General features: G+C 72.1%; 10 protein-coding genes. 2 read left to right on the top strand and 8 right to left on the bottom strand.

Translation table 11 applies throughout. The annotated features are described in order from the left end of the window. Positions 1-15 precede the first annotated feature (15 nt). The 4 genes from tssC (JTN19_RS03300) to tssA all read right to left on the bottom strand — a co-directional run bounded on the left by tssC (JTN19_RS03300) (position 16) and on the right by tssA (position 4,843). Positions 16-1,527, bottom strand: coding sequence for a type VI secretion system contractile sheath large subunit (gene tssC, locus JTN19_RS03300; RefSeq protein ID WP_206930485.1), 1,512 nt, complete (start codon positions 1,525-1,527; stop codon positions 16-18). Positions 1,528-1,540: 13 nt separating this feature from the next. After that, on the bottom strand, positions 1,541-3,034 hold the full coding sequence (tssC, locus tag JTN19_RS03295; protein ID WP_206930484.1) for a type VI secretion system contractile sheath large subunit: 1,494 nt from the start codon (positions 3,032-3,034) through the stop codon (positions 1,541-1,543). A gap of 3 nt (positions 3,035-3,037) precedes the next feature. Further along, positions 3,038-3,547, bottom strand: coding sequence for a type VI secretion system contractile sheath small subunit (tssB, locus tag JTN19_RS03290; protein ID WP_206930483.1), 510 nt, complete (start codon positions 3,545-3,547; stop codon positions 3,038-3,040). 177 nt (positions 3,548-3,724) lie between these two features. Next, positions 3,725-4,843: a type VI secretion system protein TssA gene (tssA, locus tag JTN19_RS03285; protein ID WP_206930482.1), complete on the bottom strand. Its 1,119-nt coding sequence runs from the start codon at positions 4,841-4,843 to the stop codon at positions 3,725-3,727. Positions 4,844-4,992: 149 nt separating this feature from the next. Here tssA and tssH point away from each other — a divergent pair, with 149 nt between their 5' ends. Beyond that, complete coding sequence (gene tssH, locus JTN19_RS03280) at positions 4,993-7,623, top strand: type VI secretion system ATPase TssH (RefSeq protein ID WP_206930481.1); 2,631 nt, start codon at positions 4,993-4,995, stop codon at positions 7,621-7,623. Positions 7,624-7,859: 236 nt separating this feature from the next. Beyond that, positions 7,860-8,339, top strand: coding sequence for an Hcp family type VI secretion system effector (locus tag JTN19_RS03275; protein WP_206930480.1), 480 nt, complete (start codon positions 7,860-7,862; stop codon positions 8,337-8,339). Positions 8,340-8,379: 40 nt separating this feature from the next. Here JTN19_RS03275 and JTN19_RS03270 read toward each other — a convergent pair whose 3' ends face one another. The 4 genes from JTN19_RS03270 to tssL are packed head-to-tail and all read right to left on the bottom strand — an operon-like array spanning position 8,380 to position 14,433. Next, on the bottom strand, positions 8,380-9,075 hold the full coding sequence (locus JTN19_RS03270; protein ID WP_206930479.1) for a PP2C family protein-serine/threonine phosphatase: 696 nt from the start codon (positions 9,073-9,075) through the stop codon (positions 8,380-8,382). Next, positions 9,072-9,584, bottom strand: coding sequence for a type VI secretion system-associated protein TagF (gene tagF, locus JTN19_RS03265; protein WP_206930478.1), 513 nt, complete (start codon positions 9,582-9,584; stop codon positions 9,072-9,074). The genes JTN19_RS03270 and tagF overlap by 4 nt, the downstream gene beginning before the upstream one ends. Then, positions 9,584-13,060, bottom strand: a complete 3,477-nt coding sequence (gene tssM, locus JTN19_RS03260; protein ID WP_206930477.1) for a type VI secretion system membrane subunit TssM — start codon at positions 13,058-13,060, stop codon at positions 9,584-9,586. The genes tagF and tssM overlap by 1 nt, the downstream gene beginning before the upstream one ends. After that, the gene (gene tssL / locus JTN19_RS03255) at positions 13,060-14,433 is read right to left on the bottom strand and encodes a type VI secretion system protein TssL, long form (protein ID WP_206930476.1); all 1,374 of its coding nucleotides are present in this window, start codon (positions 14,431-14,433) and stop codon (positions 13,060-13,062) included. Before tssL ends, tssM begins: the two co-directional genes overlap by 1 nt. Positions 14,434-14,446 lie beyond the last annotated feature (13 nt).

The raw sequence follows: 14,446 nt of genomic DNA, 5'->3' as shown, positions 1-14,446 counted from the left end.
TTGGTTCCTTGCTGTTCAGGCGGCCTGCCGTGGCGCCGCGAGTTCCGTGACGAGGCGGAAGGAGGCCCCCACCTCGTCCAGCTGGTAGTGTGGCTGCAATAGGATGGTGCAGCCATAGCTGCCCGGCTTGCCGGGGCGTTCGCGCACCTCCACCCGCGCATCACGCAGTGGGTAGCGCGCGGCCGCGTCGCCGCCGCCGGCCAGGCCGCTGATATGCTTGCTGAGCCAGGTCTGCAGGCGGAATTCCACATCCTCGGCCGAGGCGAAGCTGCCCACCATGTCACGCCCCATCAGCTTCACGATATGCGCGAAGCGGGAGACGCAGAGCACGCTGTTCAGCTGCGACGACAGCCGCTGGTTGGCATTGGCCACGTCGCTTGTCATGCGCGGCGGGCGGTGCAGGGTGGGCACGGCGCCGAAACTCGCCTCAGGAAGCGCCTCGAGGCCGCAGAGCGCCACCATCTCCGCCTCGGCGGCCTGGCGTTCCTGGTCGTCCGTCAGGCTGAGTTCCAAGGGCGGGCGGGGCGGCGGCCCGGGCGGGTCGGCGCGGAAGCGTTCATGGGGCAGCGTCTCCACCACGCCGCCCATGGCGTCCCAGACCGGCTCGGCGCCGCGGATCTCGGCGGGCCAGCGATAGCGCGCGAAGGCGCGGGCGGCCACGGCGGCCATGGCATAGACGGGCGTGGTCCAGACGCGCTGCGCGGCACCCTTGGCGTGCTCACGATAGCGGAAGCGGTCATCCCTGCTGCCATCGTCGCGCCAGAGCGGCCGGCCAAGGGTGCGCGGCAGCAGGATGGCGAGGAAGCGCGTGTCCTCCCGCGCGGCCAGGCTGCGCCAGCGCGCGCGCTCGGGCGTGCGGAGCGCGTCCAGGATGTTCAGCGTGGGCGAGGCGTCGTGGAAATCATCGAGGCCCAGCAGCCCGGGTGAGGCCGGCAGCACGAAGGGGCAGAAGGCGGCGGCCGCGATGCCGGCCAGCTGCGCCAGCACGGTGATGTCATCCACTTCATGCCCGGGCGCCGGCCCGCCGCGGATTTCGTAATCGGCCACGATCATGCCGAAGGGCTCGCCGCCGGGGGTGCCGAACTCCTCCTCATAGACCAGGCGGAACAGGGCGGAGCGGTCGAATTCCACCGCGCGCTCCAGGTCGCGCGCCACGTCGCGCCAGCGCACGGGCAACAGGCGGATCTTCACCAGGCGGTCCTGCGCGAAGCCATCCACCAGCCAGCGCAGGCCCCGCCAGGAGCCCTCCAGCCGGGTGAGGCGCGGCGCGTGCAGCACGCGGTCGAGCTGGCGGGACATGGCGGCATCCAGCGCCACGATGTCGCGGTCCAGCGCCTCGACAAGGCGTGCCACGCGGTCGGGGCCCGCGGCGATCTCGCGCAGCCGTTCGGGGCCGAGCCAGGCGAGCAGCAGCCTGGCCGGATCGTCCTCCGCCAGGAAGGCCGCCAGCGACGCGGCCTCGGGCGCGCCATGGCCGAAGAAGCGCCCGTCCAGCACCGGCCCGCGCAGCGCGCCCCCGTCGGTCACGAGGGCCGCCCGCTCAGCTCTTCTGCGGGATGCGCGCGACCATCCGCATGGAGGTGGTCAGTTCCTCCATCTGCAGCCAGGGCCGCATGTAGGCGACGGCGTTGTAGGAACCGGGGCGGCCCGGGATCTCCTTCACCTCCACCTTGGCCTCGCGCAGCGGATACTTGGCGCGCGATTCCTGGCCCGCCCCCTCCATGGGGTTCACATAGTTCTGGATCCAGCGGTTCAGCCAGGCCTCGACGTCGGAGGCTTCCATGAAGCTGCCGATCTTGTCGCGCGCCATCACCTTGAGGAAATGCGCGAAGCGGCTGGTGGCCATGATGTAGGGCAGGCGGGCCGAAATGGCCGCGTTGGCCGTCGCCTCCGGCCGGTCATACTTCTTGGGCTTCTGCACCGTCTGCGCGCCGAAGAACACGCTGTAGTCGGTGTTCTTGTAGTGGCACAGCGGCAGGAAGCCGTTGTTGGACAGCTCCGCCTCGCGCCGGTCGGTGATGCCGATCTCGGTCGGGCACTTGGTGTCGAGGTCGCCATCGTCGGAGGTGAAGACGTGCGCCGGCAGGTTCGTCACCTTGCCGCCGCCCTCGGCGCCGCGGATGGCGGTGCACCAGCCATATTGCGCGAAGGCGTCGGTCAGGCGCGCGGCGTGCACATAGGCCGCGTTCATCCAGCAATATTCGTTGTGCTCCATCGCCTTAGCGGTGCCGTCCGGGTTGAACGGCGCCTCCTCATAGGCGAATTCGTCAATCGGCTTGGTGTTCGCGCCATAGGGCAGGCGGGCGATGACGCGCGGCAGCACCAGGGTGACGAAGCGCGCATCCTCGGTGTCGCGGAAGCTGCGCCACTTCGCGTATTCCGCCGTCTCGAAGATCTTGGACAGGTCGCGCGGGCGCGACAGCTCGCGGTAGTCGTTGAAGCCGAACATGCCCGGCCCCGCGGCCGAGATGAAGGGCGAAAAGCCGGCGGCCGCCACGTTGGACATCAGCCGCAGCGTTTCGACGTCGTCCGGGTGGTTGGTCCACTCGTAGTCGCCGATCAGCGCGCCATAGGGCTCGCCGCCCGGGGTGCCGAACTCGTTCTCGTAGATCTTCTTGAACAGGCCGGACTGGTCGAACTCCACCGCCCGCGTCAGGTCGCGGTTCAGCTCGCGCTTGCTCGCCTGGAGCAGGCGGATCTTGAGGCTGGTGCCCGTCTCGCTGTTCATCACGAGGTGGTGCAGCCCCCGCCAGGAGCCCTCCAGCTTCGTGAATTTCTCGTGATGCATGATCGCGTTGAGCTGCTGCGACAGCTTGCGGTCGATCTCGGCGATGGCGCGGTTGAAGGTCTGCGTCAGGTTGCGGCTGTAGGTGACGGTGCCCTTCAGCGCCTCCTCGGTCAGCGCCTTGATGAGTTCCTGCGCGCGGTCGCGCTCGGTCTGGCGGGTGGCGCCCAGCACCTGGTCGAGGAGCGATGCGCCTTCCTCGGTGGTCGTGGTCGCGGCGGCGCCGGGCGCCCCTTGGGTTCCGCTCATGGCTCAGCCCTCCTTCTGGTCGAGGCCGAGCTGGGCGGAGAGCGCCTTCAGCTTCGCATCGTCCTGGAGCACCTCGTCCAGCAGCTCTTCCAGCTGCTGCGAGTTGTCCACCTTGCTCATCATGTCGCGCAGCTTGGCGCGGGTCTCCATCAGCGCCTTCAGCGCGGGCACCTGGTCGGCCACGCGGGCCGGCTCGAAATCCTCGATGGACTTGAACTTGAGGTTCACGGCCATCTCGCTGCCGTCGCCGGCCAGCGTGTTCTCGACCTTCATGTTCAGGCCGGGCGCGATGCGCGCCATCACGTCGTTGAAGTTGTCGCGGTCGATCTGGGTGAACTTGCGCTCGGCCAGCGGCTTCAGCGGCTCCGTCGGGTCGCCGGCGAAATCGCCCATGACGCCGACGATGAAGGGCAGCTCGCGCTCGATCGCGGCGCCCTCCGTCTCGACCTCGTAGGTGATGTGGACGCGCGGCTTGCGCACGCGGTTCAGCTTGTCGTGAACGGAGCCTGACATGGAATCTCCCTGGCGCCGGGGCCCCGGCTCTGCCTTCGTGTTTGAATGCCCGTGCCCGCCGGGCCTGAATGGCGCCGCGGCGCGCGGCCACAACCCGAAGGCGAGCGTAAGTCGAAGAACTTCGCGGCGTCAACGAGAAGCCGCGACGTGGTGTGCCCCCGTGAACCTGGGGGGCGGCTATTCCGGCGGGGTGGGCCGGATGCCCAGGGCGGTCAGCATGGCCGTCCGCGCCGTCTCGTCCTGCAGCACCTCCTCCAGCAGCTGGGGCAGCGTCATGCGCCCGCGCCGGGCGGCGTCGGCCAGGGTGTAGGCCAGGAAGGAGTGCGGCTCCGTCTTCTGGAAGAACTCGGAGATCTTCTCCAGCATCTCCAGCGCCTGTTCGCGCGAAGCCACGGCGCCGGGCGGCACGGCGAAACCCATCGCCGGGGCCGGCCCGGCACCGCCCGCGGCGCCGGGCGCGGCCGCCGCCGCCTCGGGCGCGACAGGGTCCGCCGCCTCGGCCACCGGGCCCAGCAGCCGCCGCGCCACCTCCGCGATGCGCTCCAGCACGGCGCCGACGCGGCGGGTGGAGGGTGCCTCCATCCCGAAGCGCGCATCCGCCTGCTCGGCATAGGCCTGCCAGGCGGCCCGCGCCGCCTCCACCTGCGTCAGCAGCGCCACCAGCGCGTCCCGGCGGAACTTCGCCTCCGTCTCGATGGTGTCGAGCGGCAGGACGCCCTGGGCGTAGCGCCGCTCCCGCCGCTCCTCGTCGGCGATGCCGGCGGTCTCGGTCGCGGCCTCATACTGGTGCAGGGTCAACGGGCCACCGCCCGGGCGCTCGAACAGGACCACCCGCCGCAGGGGCTGCATCACCGTGCCGTCGCGGTCGCCGCCATCCAGCCCGCCCAGCGGGTAGGAACGGCCGTCCAGACCATCCTCGTCCGGCAGGGGGTGGCCGGCCTCCCAGTGCTGCTCCAGCAACCCCGTCAGCACCTTGGCCCCTGCGGTGAGGCCGCGCAGCCCTTCGAGGCGCACCAGCGCCTCGGTCAGCATGGCCGCCACCTCGAAATCCTTGGTGCGGTCGGTCAGCGCCTCCACGGCCAGCTTGCGGACCTGGCGCCAGCCCTCGGAGACGGCACCCTCGCCGCCCTCCTCGCTGTCACGCGCGCGGTCCTCGTCGCGGGCGCCGGAGACGGCGTCGCGCAGCCGGTAGTAGAGCGAGGCGGCGGACTTGTCGTCGCGCAGGAATTCCCCCGCGCCATCCCCGCCCTCCAGCGGCGCCACCAGCGCCGCCACATCCACGACGTCCTCGCTCATCTCCTGGCCACTCCTGCCTTTGGTTGCAGGCTAGCCCCGCCCGGACGCCGTTGGAAACGCCCCAAGCAACGGCGCCGCTGGACAGGCCGCGCGGGCTGACCCTAGCCTCCGGTTGCACGCCGCAACCAGGGCGGGAGGAGACGGGCAGCATGGTGGCCATTGACCTGAAATCCCTCGTCGCGCGGCTGACCGACGTCGCACGGCGTCAGTTCGAGGCGGCGCTGGGCCTGACCGTGGCCCGCACCCACTACAATGTCGAAGCCGAGCACGTGCTGCTGAAGCTGGTGGAGGCGCCGGGCAGCGACGTCACCGCCATCCTGAAGGATGCGGGGGTGGAGGCGGGCGCCGTGCTGGCCGAGCTGACGCGGGCACTGGACAAGATGCGCACCGGCAATGGCCGCGCCCCGGGCCTCTCGCCCGACATCGTGGCCTGGCTGCGCGAAGCCTGGCTCATCACCAGCCTGGAGGCGAACCAGGGCCGCATCCGCAGCGGGCACATGCTGGCCGCCCTGCTGGCGGATGAGGGGCTGGCGCGCACCGTGAAGGACAGCGCGCCCAGCCTGCTCAAGATTCCCGCCGATTCGCTGCGCCGCAACCTGGACGCCATCACCAAGGGCAGCGAGGAGGCGGGACAGGCCGGCGCCCCCCCGCCTGGCGCCGCCGCCACGCCCACCGAGGGCGCGCCCCGCGCCGGCGGGCCGCTGGAACAGTTCTGCACGGACCTGACGGCCCAGGCGAAGGCGGGGAAGATAGACCCCATCCTCGGCCGCGATTCCGAAATCCGGCAGATGGTGGACATCCTCACCCGCCGCCGACAGAACAACCCGATCCTCACCGGCGAGGCGGGCGTGGGGAAGACCGCAGTGGTGGAAGGCCTGGCGCTGCGCATCGCCCAGGGCGACGTGCCGGAGGCGCTGGCCAAGGTGCGCGTCATGTCGCTCGACCTCGGCATGCTGCAGGCGGGCGCCGGCGTGAAGGGCGAGTTCGAGAACCGCCTCAAGGGCGTGATCGACGCCGCGAAGGCCTCGCCCCAGCCCGTGGTGATGTTCATTGATGAAGCCCACACGCTGATCGGCGCGGGCGGTGCCGCCGGGCAGAACGACGCGGCGAACCTGCTCAAGCCCGCGCTCGCGCGCGGCGAGATGCGCTGCATCGCCGCCACCACCTGGGCCGAATACAAGAAGTATTTCGAGAAGGACGCGGCGCTGACCCGCCGCTTCCAGGTGGTGAAGGTGGAGGAACCCACCCTGCCGCTGGCCAACGCCATGCTGCGCGGCCTGGTCGCAACGCTGGAAAAGCACCACGGCGTGCGCATCCTGGACGAGGCGGTGATGGAGACGGTGCGGCTTTCCGCCCGCTACATCCCGGCCCGCCAGCTTCCGGACAAGGGCGTCTCCCTGCTCGACACCGCCTGCGCGCGCGTGGCGATGAGCCAGGCCGCCATCCCCGCCGCCATCGAGGACCGCACGCGGCGCCTCGCGCTGATCGCCACCGAGTTGTCGGCGCTGGGCCGCGAGACGGCGACCGGCGGCGACCACGCGAAGCGCATCACGGCGCTGACCGAGGAACAAGGCGAGGTCGAGACGGAACTGGAAGCGCTGAAGACGCGCTGGGAGCAGGAGAAGGCCCTCGTCACCCGCATCCGCGAGCTGCGCGAGGGGCTGGAAGCGCCGCCGGATGGCCATGACACCGAAGCCGCGCGCGCCGAACTCGCGAAGGTGACGGAGGAACTCCACGCCTTGCAGGGCGAGGAGCCGCTGGTCCACCCCGTGGTGGACGGCCAGGCGGTGGCGGAAGTGGTGGCGACCTGGACCGGCATCCCCCTCGGCCGCATGGCGGGCGACGAGATCAAGTCGGTGCTGACCTTGCAGGAGCAGCTCATGCGCCGCGTGGTGGGGCAGGACCACGCGCTGGCCGCCATCGCGGAGGCCATCCGCACCAACCGCGCGGGCCTGGCCGACCCGCGCAAGCCCATCGGCGTGTTCCTGATGGCCGGCACCTCGGGCGTGGGCAAGACCGAGACGGCCCTGGCGCTCGCCGACCTGCTCTATGGCGGGGAGCAGAACCTCACCACCATCAACATGAGCGAGTTCAAGGAGGAGCATAAGGTCGCCACCCTCATGGGCAGCCCGCCCGGCTATGTGGGCTATGGCGAGGGCGGCGTGCTGACGGAAGCCGTGCGGCGGCGCCCCTACAGCGTGATCCTGCTGGACGAGATGGAGAAGGCCCATCCCGGCGTGCAGGACGTGTTCTACCAGGTCTTCGACAAGGGGAACATGAAGGACGGCGAGGGCCGCGACATCGACTTCAAGAACTGCGTCATCATCATGACGTCCAACGCGGGCACCGACACCATCGCGAAGCTCTGCGCCGACCCCGACACGGCGCCGGAGCCTGAGGCCCTGGTGGAGGCGCTGCGCCCCGACCTGCTGAAGGTGTTCAAGCCGGCCTTCCTCGGCCGCTGCAACGTCGTCATCTACTACCCGCTGGCCGACCATGTGCTGAAGCAGATCGTGGGCCTCAAGCTCGCCAGCATCGGCAAGCGGGTGCGCGAAAGCTACGGCGTCGCCTTCGAAGTTGACGAGGCCGTGCCGCTCGCCATCGTGGAGCGTTGCCGCGAGGTCGAGAGCGGCGCGCGCAACATCGAGAATATCCTCAACCGCACATTGCTGCCGCAATTGTCGGCCGGGATTTTGGCCCGACTTGCCGAGGGCCAGCCCATTTCCCGCGTTGCGGTCGGCATGGGGGCGGATGGCAGTTTCAGCTACAACCTGGACTAGAGTTGTTGTAACTTCGAGAGGTGCGCCCGTTCGCGCCGCCATCCGCAGCGATGGCGCCCGGGCCGGCCATGACGAGCCGAAAGCCGCCTGCCGTGGGAAGACCCGGACGGAGAGGTGGCGTTGGCGCGTGACCTACCGGTTGGCGGGATGTGCCCGCCGATCCAACCACCGGTCCCACCCCTCCGCCGCGGGATGGGAACCGGCCCGAAGGGCGCGGCGCGCGGAGTGGAAACGACATGGCTATCTTCCTGAAGCTGGGCGACATCAAGGGAGAGACCACGCAGCTCACCCACAAGGACTGGATCGAGGTGAACTCCTTCCAGTTCGGCGTCGGCCGCGGCATCTCCTCCGGCGTGGGCGGCGGCTCCAAGCGCGAGGCGACGGCCCCCTCCGTCAGCGAGATCGTCGTCACCAAGACGATGGACATCGCCTCGCCGCTCATCCTGAAGGCCGCGATCGGCGGGAAGGCCGTGGTCACCAAGATCGAGCTGACCCAGACCGACAACAACGGCAAGCACGTCGCGTTCCAGAAGTACATCCTGACCGACACGCTGGTCTCGGGCTACAGCATCTCCTCCGGCGGCGACCGGCCGACCGAGAGCATCAGCCTCAACTTCACCAAGATCGACAGCGAATACCTCGACATCAACGACAAGTTCGAGTCGAAGACGACGGGCCACGTGATCTACGACATCGCGAAGTCCGAACTGACCTGACCACCGCGCGCGGCCGGTGCCGGGCACCTCCCGGCACCGGTCACACGCGCACCACCACCGCACTCACATTGTCGCGGGCACCGGCGCGCAGCGCGGCCTCGACGAAGGCCGGCGCCTCCATCCCCGCGGCCAGCATGGCGCCCAGCCCCGCCTCGGGCAGGTCCTTGAACAGCCCGTCGCTGCACAGCAGGAACTGGTCGCCTGGCAGAAGGCGCTCAGCCACCTTGTCCAGCACCACCTCACCCTCCTGCCCCACGGCGCGGGTGATGACGTTGGCATGGGGGTGCCGTTCGGCCTCCGCCTCAGCCAGCAGGCCGGAATCCACCATCTCCTGCACGGCCGAATGGTCGCGCGTCACGCGGCGCAGCACGCCCTCGCGCAGCAGATAGAGGCGGCTGTCCCCGGCCCAGAGGGCCGCGAAATGCCCGCCGCGCAGCAGCAGCACCACCACCGTCGAGGCGATGATGCCGCCAGGCCCCCGCGCCAGCGCCCGCACCCGCAGCGCCGCATGCACGGCGGCCAGGCGCAGCCGCACCTGGGCCAGCATCTCGGCCGCCGTTAGCCCGGGCGGGATGGCTTCCAGGGCTTCTGCGATGGCGCCGCTCGCCACCTCGCCCGCGCCATGGCCGCCCGCGCCATCGGCCACGGCCCAGAGGCCGAGATCGGGCCGCGCCACCACCTGGTCCTCATTGCGCGGCCGCACCGCGCCGGGGTGGGTGGCGGCGGAGCTGCTCATGCGGGCACCGCCAGCAGGGAAAGGAAATTCGCCGGCATGGGGCGGGGGGCCAGGCCCTCGCTCCAGAACAGGCTGCGCCCGTCCAGCGTGGCGTCGGGGTCGTCCGGCGGGGCCGGGGGCAGGCAGGCGGCCAGCGAGTCGGCGTCCATCCCGCCGGCGCGGGCCGCCAGCGCGGCCTCCTCCAGCGCGACATACCATTCGGGCGGCGCCGGCAGCGCGGCGGCGGGCAGCACGGCGGCGAGCGTCAGCGGAAAGCGCCGCCCGACCTGATCGGCCGAGGGCACCAGCACGCCCATCACCGCCTGCGGGCCGCAGGCACCGGGCGCCAGCCGAAAGCGCCAGGGCGGCATCGCGTCCCAGGCCGCCGCCCAATCCTCGCCCAGCGCCGCGCGTGCCGCCTCCATCCCGCGCGAGAGCCAGTCATCCCAGGGGTCCGTGAAGCCGCGCGGCAGGGCGCGGCGCACGAAGTCGCCATGCGCCGGAAGCTTGCCGAACAGGCCGGTTCCCATCAGTTGGGGGCCGGCAGGGCCGGGCAGCGGAATTCCAGCAATTCGCGCAGCCCGAAGGGATTCACGCTGCTCTGCGCCACCAGCAGGAATTCCGCGCTGCGGTCCCCGCGCGTGACGGTCAGGCGGAAGCGGTCCGGGTCGCGCGTCGCGATCACGCGGCTGAGGAACACCAGCCTGAGCGTCGCCCAGGGCCCGTCGAAGCTGAGATCGCCCGCCGAGGAAGGCGGGTCGAAGCGCAGCGTGACCGGGTGTTCGGACGGATAGGCCAGCTCGATGGGCCGCCCGCCGCCGCCCGGCGTCAACGCGTGCTGCGCGCCCGAGGCCTCCAGCACCGCGCCCGTCGCCGCCGCCGAAATCCCCTGCGGGATGAGCTGGAAGCGGAAGCCGGTGGAGCCCGCGCCGGGGAAGAAGGCCTCGCGGATGGCCTGGGCGCGCTGGAACTGCGCGAGGTCGGCGGCCGAGATGGGCGGCGCCAGCCCCTCCGCCGCCACGGGCCGCCAGGGGTTCTGCGTCACGTCCGCATAGGGGCGGATGTTCTGCGCGAAGAAGCTGTCCATCAGCCCACCGGGGCCGAACATCCGCAGGAAGTCGCCCGCCGGCATGTCGGGCGCGTTCATCGCGCGCCGGAAGGGAAAGCGCTGTTCCAGCCCGCGGCAGAAGGGGCCCAACTGCGCCGCCCCGCCCGCCGCGATGGCCGCCTGCGCACCGCCCGCCCGCGCCCGCTGCGTGGCCTGGGCGAGCGAGGTGAGCCAGGAGCGCAGCGGCTCCGGCTGGCGCTGCGCCTCGGAGAGCAGCCGCTGCCCGGGATCGAGGCCGGGCGAGGGCGGCAGCACCGTCCCCGGCGGCGCATTGGCCAGCCGCGCCACCTGCACATAGAGGTCGTTCAGGATCGCCAGCACGCCGTCGATGGGCGCGCCCGCGGCCTCGCGCAGCGGCTGGAAATGCGGCTCCACCACGCGGGCGACGAGGGTGGCCCCGCCCTCGCCCGCCGCCGCCCCCACCGCGGCGGCGAGGCGTGAGGCCGCGGCCCCCGCCGCCTGCGCCGCGGCCTGGGCCGCCTGCGCGGCCGCACCCTGCGCCGCCGCGACGCCCTCCGGCGCCGTGCCGGGCGAGAGTTCGCGCGCGATGGCCCGCAGCAGATCCTTCATCGGCGAATTGGGCGCGCCGAGCAGGTTCAGCGCCTCGGCCGAGGCGTTCAGGCTGGTCAGCGGCGGCAGCACCAGGTCGCCCAGCAGGGCCTCCCAGGCGCGCACATAGTCGGCCGCGTAGAGGGCCAGGATGTCCGCCTCCAGCCGGCGCGGATCGCCCGCGCCGCCGGTCGCCGCCTCGGGCCCCAGCACCCAGCTTTCGCTGGCCGCCTCCAGCACCGCCTGGGGCAGGCGCGGCAGCACGGCGGTATAGAGGCCGCGGATGGTGAAGAGCCCCGGCACGCCCTCGGTCAGCGGCCGGCCCGAGGGCCGCACGAAATAGCGCTGCCCCGCGGGGCCGAGATGCGGCGCCGGCGTCCAGGCGGGCACGTTCTCCGCCAGCGGGCGCAGCCTTCCATAGACGCGCTGCGCCATGGGCAGGCGCGAGAAGACGCGCCGCGCCTGGTCCACCAGCGCGCCATCCAGCGGATAGGACGCGAGCGGCGAGGCCAGCATGGCATCAAGATGCCGCGCCAGCGCCTCGCGCCCCGGCTGGTTCACCGCACCGGGGAAGGTGGTCTGCCAGTCCAGCGCGAACCACTCCCGCACCAAGGCGCGGTCCAGCGGCCCCTGGCGGCCGAGCATCAGGTAGACGCGCACCGCTTCGTAGAGGAATTCCGGCCGCTGGATGCCCTCGCGGATCTGGGTTTCCAGCCGCGCCAGCAGGCGGGGCAGCAGCACGCGGTCCAGCGCGCGGCGATAGGCGCTCTGCGCCCCCTGCTCCAGCAATTCCTCCTGGCTGAGGCCCAGCCCCGGCCCGGGCCCGGCGGCGGCGGGCGGCAGGGCGCGGGCGGCTTCCAGATAGCCCAGCACACCCGCAAGGTCCGGGCTGGTCACGCGGTCCAGCGGCGCGCCGGCGCCGGCCTGCTCGGCCGCCGTCACGGCCGTGGCCAGGCGGGCGTTGCGCGCCTCTTCCGTGCCGCTCGCCATCCAGCCCCAGGCGCCGCCACCCAGCACCAGCAGCAGCGCGGCCGCCCAGGCGCCGATCTGTGTCAGGCGCCGGCGCTTCTCGGCGCCTGTGTCGTTGGCGGCCAGGCGCGCCTCGTTGAACACCACCTCGCGCAGCGGCCGGCCGAGGAAATAGGCGCGGCCGCGCTGCCCCATGATGCCCGCGGGCCGCGCGGGATCGAGGCCAAAGCTGCGCGACAGCGCCCCCGCCAGCCGATCGAGCGGCGTGCCCTCCTGCGTGCCCGAGGTGAAGTAGACGCCGCGCAGGAAGGGCGCGGGATCGAGCTTGGAGCCGCCGAAGGCCGCCTGCACGAAGGCGGACAACGCGCCCTCCAGCGAGGCGAACTGCGCCGGGAAGCCCGCGATGAGCGAACGCTGCGCCGGGCCGCGCTCGTTCTGCAAACGCTCGATCAGCCGGGCCATCAGGCGCTCTTGCAGCGCGGCGAACTCGGTGCCGAACTGCGCGGCCAGCCCCTCGGGTGCCGCGCTCGGCGGGAAGGTGAAGCCCCAGACCTGCTCACGCTGCGTCTTGTCGAGGTCGTCGAAGAACTCGATGAAGCCGGGCAGCAGATCGCTCTTGGTCACGAGGAAATAGACCGGCAGGCGCTGGCCCAGCCGCGTCTCCAGCTCCTTCACGCGGCGGCGGACGGAGCGCGCATAGGCCTCGCGCTGCGTGGCGTCCAGCTTCGCCAGCATGTCCACGCCGAACGCCACCAGCACGCCGTTCAAGGGCTGGCGCGGGCGGTTCTTCTTGAGCAAATCCAGGAAGCGCTCCCAGCCGCCCTTGTCGGCCGCCGCGTCGCTGTCCTGCGTCGTGTAGCGGCCGGCGGTGTCGATCAGCACCGCGCGCTCGGAGAGCCACCAGTCGCAGAAGCGCGTGCCGCCGACGCCCGCCACGCGGCCCTCGGCCAGGGGGAATTCCAGGCCGCTGTTCAGCAGCGCCGTGGTCTTGCCCGAGCCAGGGGGGCCGATGATGACATACCAGGGCAGGTCATAGAGATGCCCGCCCTTGCCGCCCGTCGCGGCCTTCAGCTTGGCGAGCGCCTCGGTCAGCTTGCCGCGCAGGGCTTCCTCTTCCTCGGCGGCGGCGGCGTCGCGCTTCACCTGCGGGTCCGGCGCGGCCGCGGCCTCCACCAGCCCCGCATCGCGCGCCGCGGCGCGGCGGCCGCGCCAGAAGAAGAAGCCCGCCCAGGCCAGCAGCAACAGCAGCACCACGGGCAGGCGCAGGAAGACGCTGTCGAAGGCCTCGCCCAGCAGCGGCAGGAAGATCCAGGCGACGACGCCCAGCAGGATCACGCCCAGGAGCGCCCCCAGGGCGGGGATGGTGACGAAGGCGCGCATCACCGGGCCTCCCTTTGCAGCACGACCTCGACGCGGCGGTTCTGCTCGCGGCCCTCGGCGGTGGTGTTGGGGGCCAGCGGTTCCGATTCCGCGCGGCCCTCGGCGGTGAAGCGCGCGGCGTCGCCATTGGCGGCGACGAGGATGCGCATGGCATCCCGCGCCCGCGCCTCGCTCAGCGCCTGGTTGTTGGGGAAGCGCACGGTGCGGATGGGGACATTGTCCGAATGGCCCAGCACCAGCACCTGACCGGGTTCCTCGCGCAGCGCCTCGCCGATGCGGCACAGGATGTCCTGGTAGCGCGGCTCCACGCTGGCCGAGGCGGAGGCGAACATCCCCGTGTTCCGCAGCCGCACCATCACGCGCTGCGCATCGGCCTCGACGGTGACCAGGCGCTCCGCGATCTCGGGCGCCAGGAAGCTGCGCAGCACCGGCACCACGTCGGGGCGCGGCGTGGCGGTGGGCGGAGGGGGTGGCGGCGGCGCGGGCGGCACGGGCGGCGCCGTGCGGTCAATGGAGGGCGGCGCGCCGGGCGGCAGGGCCGCCATGCGCGCATAGAGCCCGTCTGCCGCCGCGCCCAGCCCACCGCCCAGCCACCACCAGCCACCGCCAAGGGCCGCCAGCGCGAAGGCGCCCGCCACCCAGGCCGGCACCGAGCGCGAGGGCCCGCGATGCGGCGCATCCACGCCCCGCCAGCGCGGCGAGAGTTCCCGCTCCCACTCGCCCCGGATCTGGACGAGAAGCTGGTAGAGCCCCTCCCGCACCCGATCGAGTTCCGCCGCCCCGCGCGGCATCAACCGGTACTTCCCCTGCAGCCCCAGCGAGAGCGCGAGGTAGGTCAGTTCCAGCGTGCCCTTGAAGCGGCCGGGGTCCTTCATCATGGCCGTCAGCACGTCGAAGACGCGCTCACCCGAGCGGGTTTCCTGGTGGAAGCTCGACACCATGGACTTCACCGACCAGGCGGATTGCGCGCCCCAGGGGGTGGCCAGCACCACATCGTCCAGCGCGGCGCAGAGCACGTAGTGCGCGGCGCGGATTTCCTCGGCGCTGGCGCCGGTCGCCTTCGCATCGGCCTCGAACTGGCGGAAGGCGCGCAGCGCGCGTTCGCGTAGCTCCTCCGGGTTGGGGGCGCCGGCCAGGCCCGCATTGGCCACGCGCGCCAGGATTTCCAGCAAGGGCGAGGCGGCGGCGGCCAAGGGCCCCGGCCCCACGCGCGGCAGCGCCTCGGCCTCGCCCGCCAAGGGCTGGGCGCGCGGGGCAGCGGGCGCGGGCATGGGCGGCGGCGTGGCGGCGCGGGGCGGGGGCGCGGCGCCACCCGCGCCACGGATCACGGTGCGATCCGCGTCGTCCGGTTCGCCGAAGGGATTGTCGCTCATGGCCGCCGCCTCC

The organism is Roseococcus thiosulfatophilus, from assembly GCF_017311575.1.
Lineage (GTDB): Bacteria > Pseudomonadota > Alphaproteobacteria > Acetobacterales > Acetobacteraceae > Roseococcus > Roseococcus thiosulfatophilus.
Note: the sequence above shows the minus strand (reverse complement) of the source record. Positions and strands in the feature narration are given on the sequence as shown.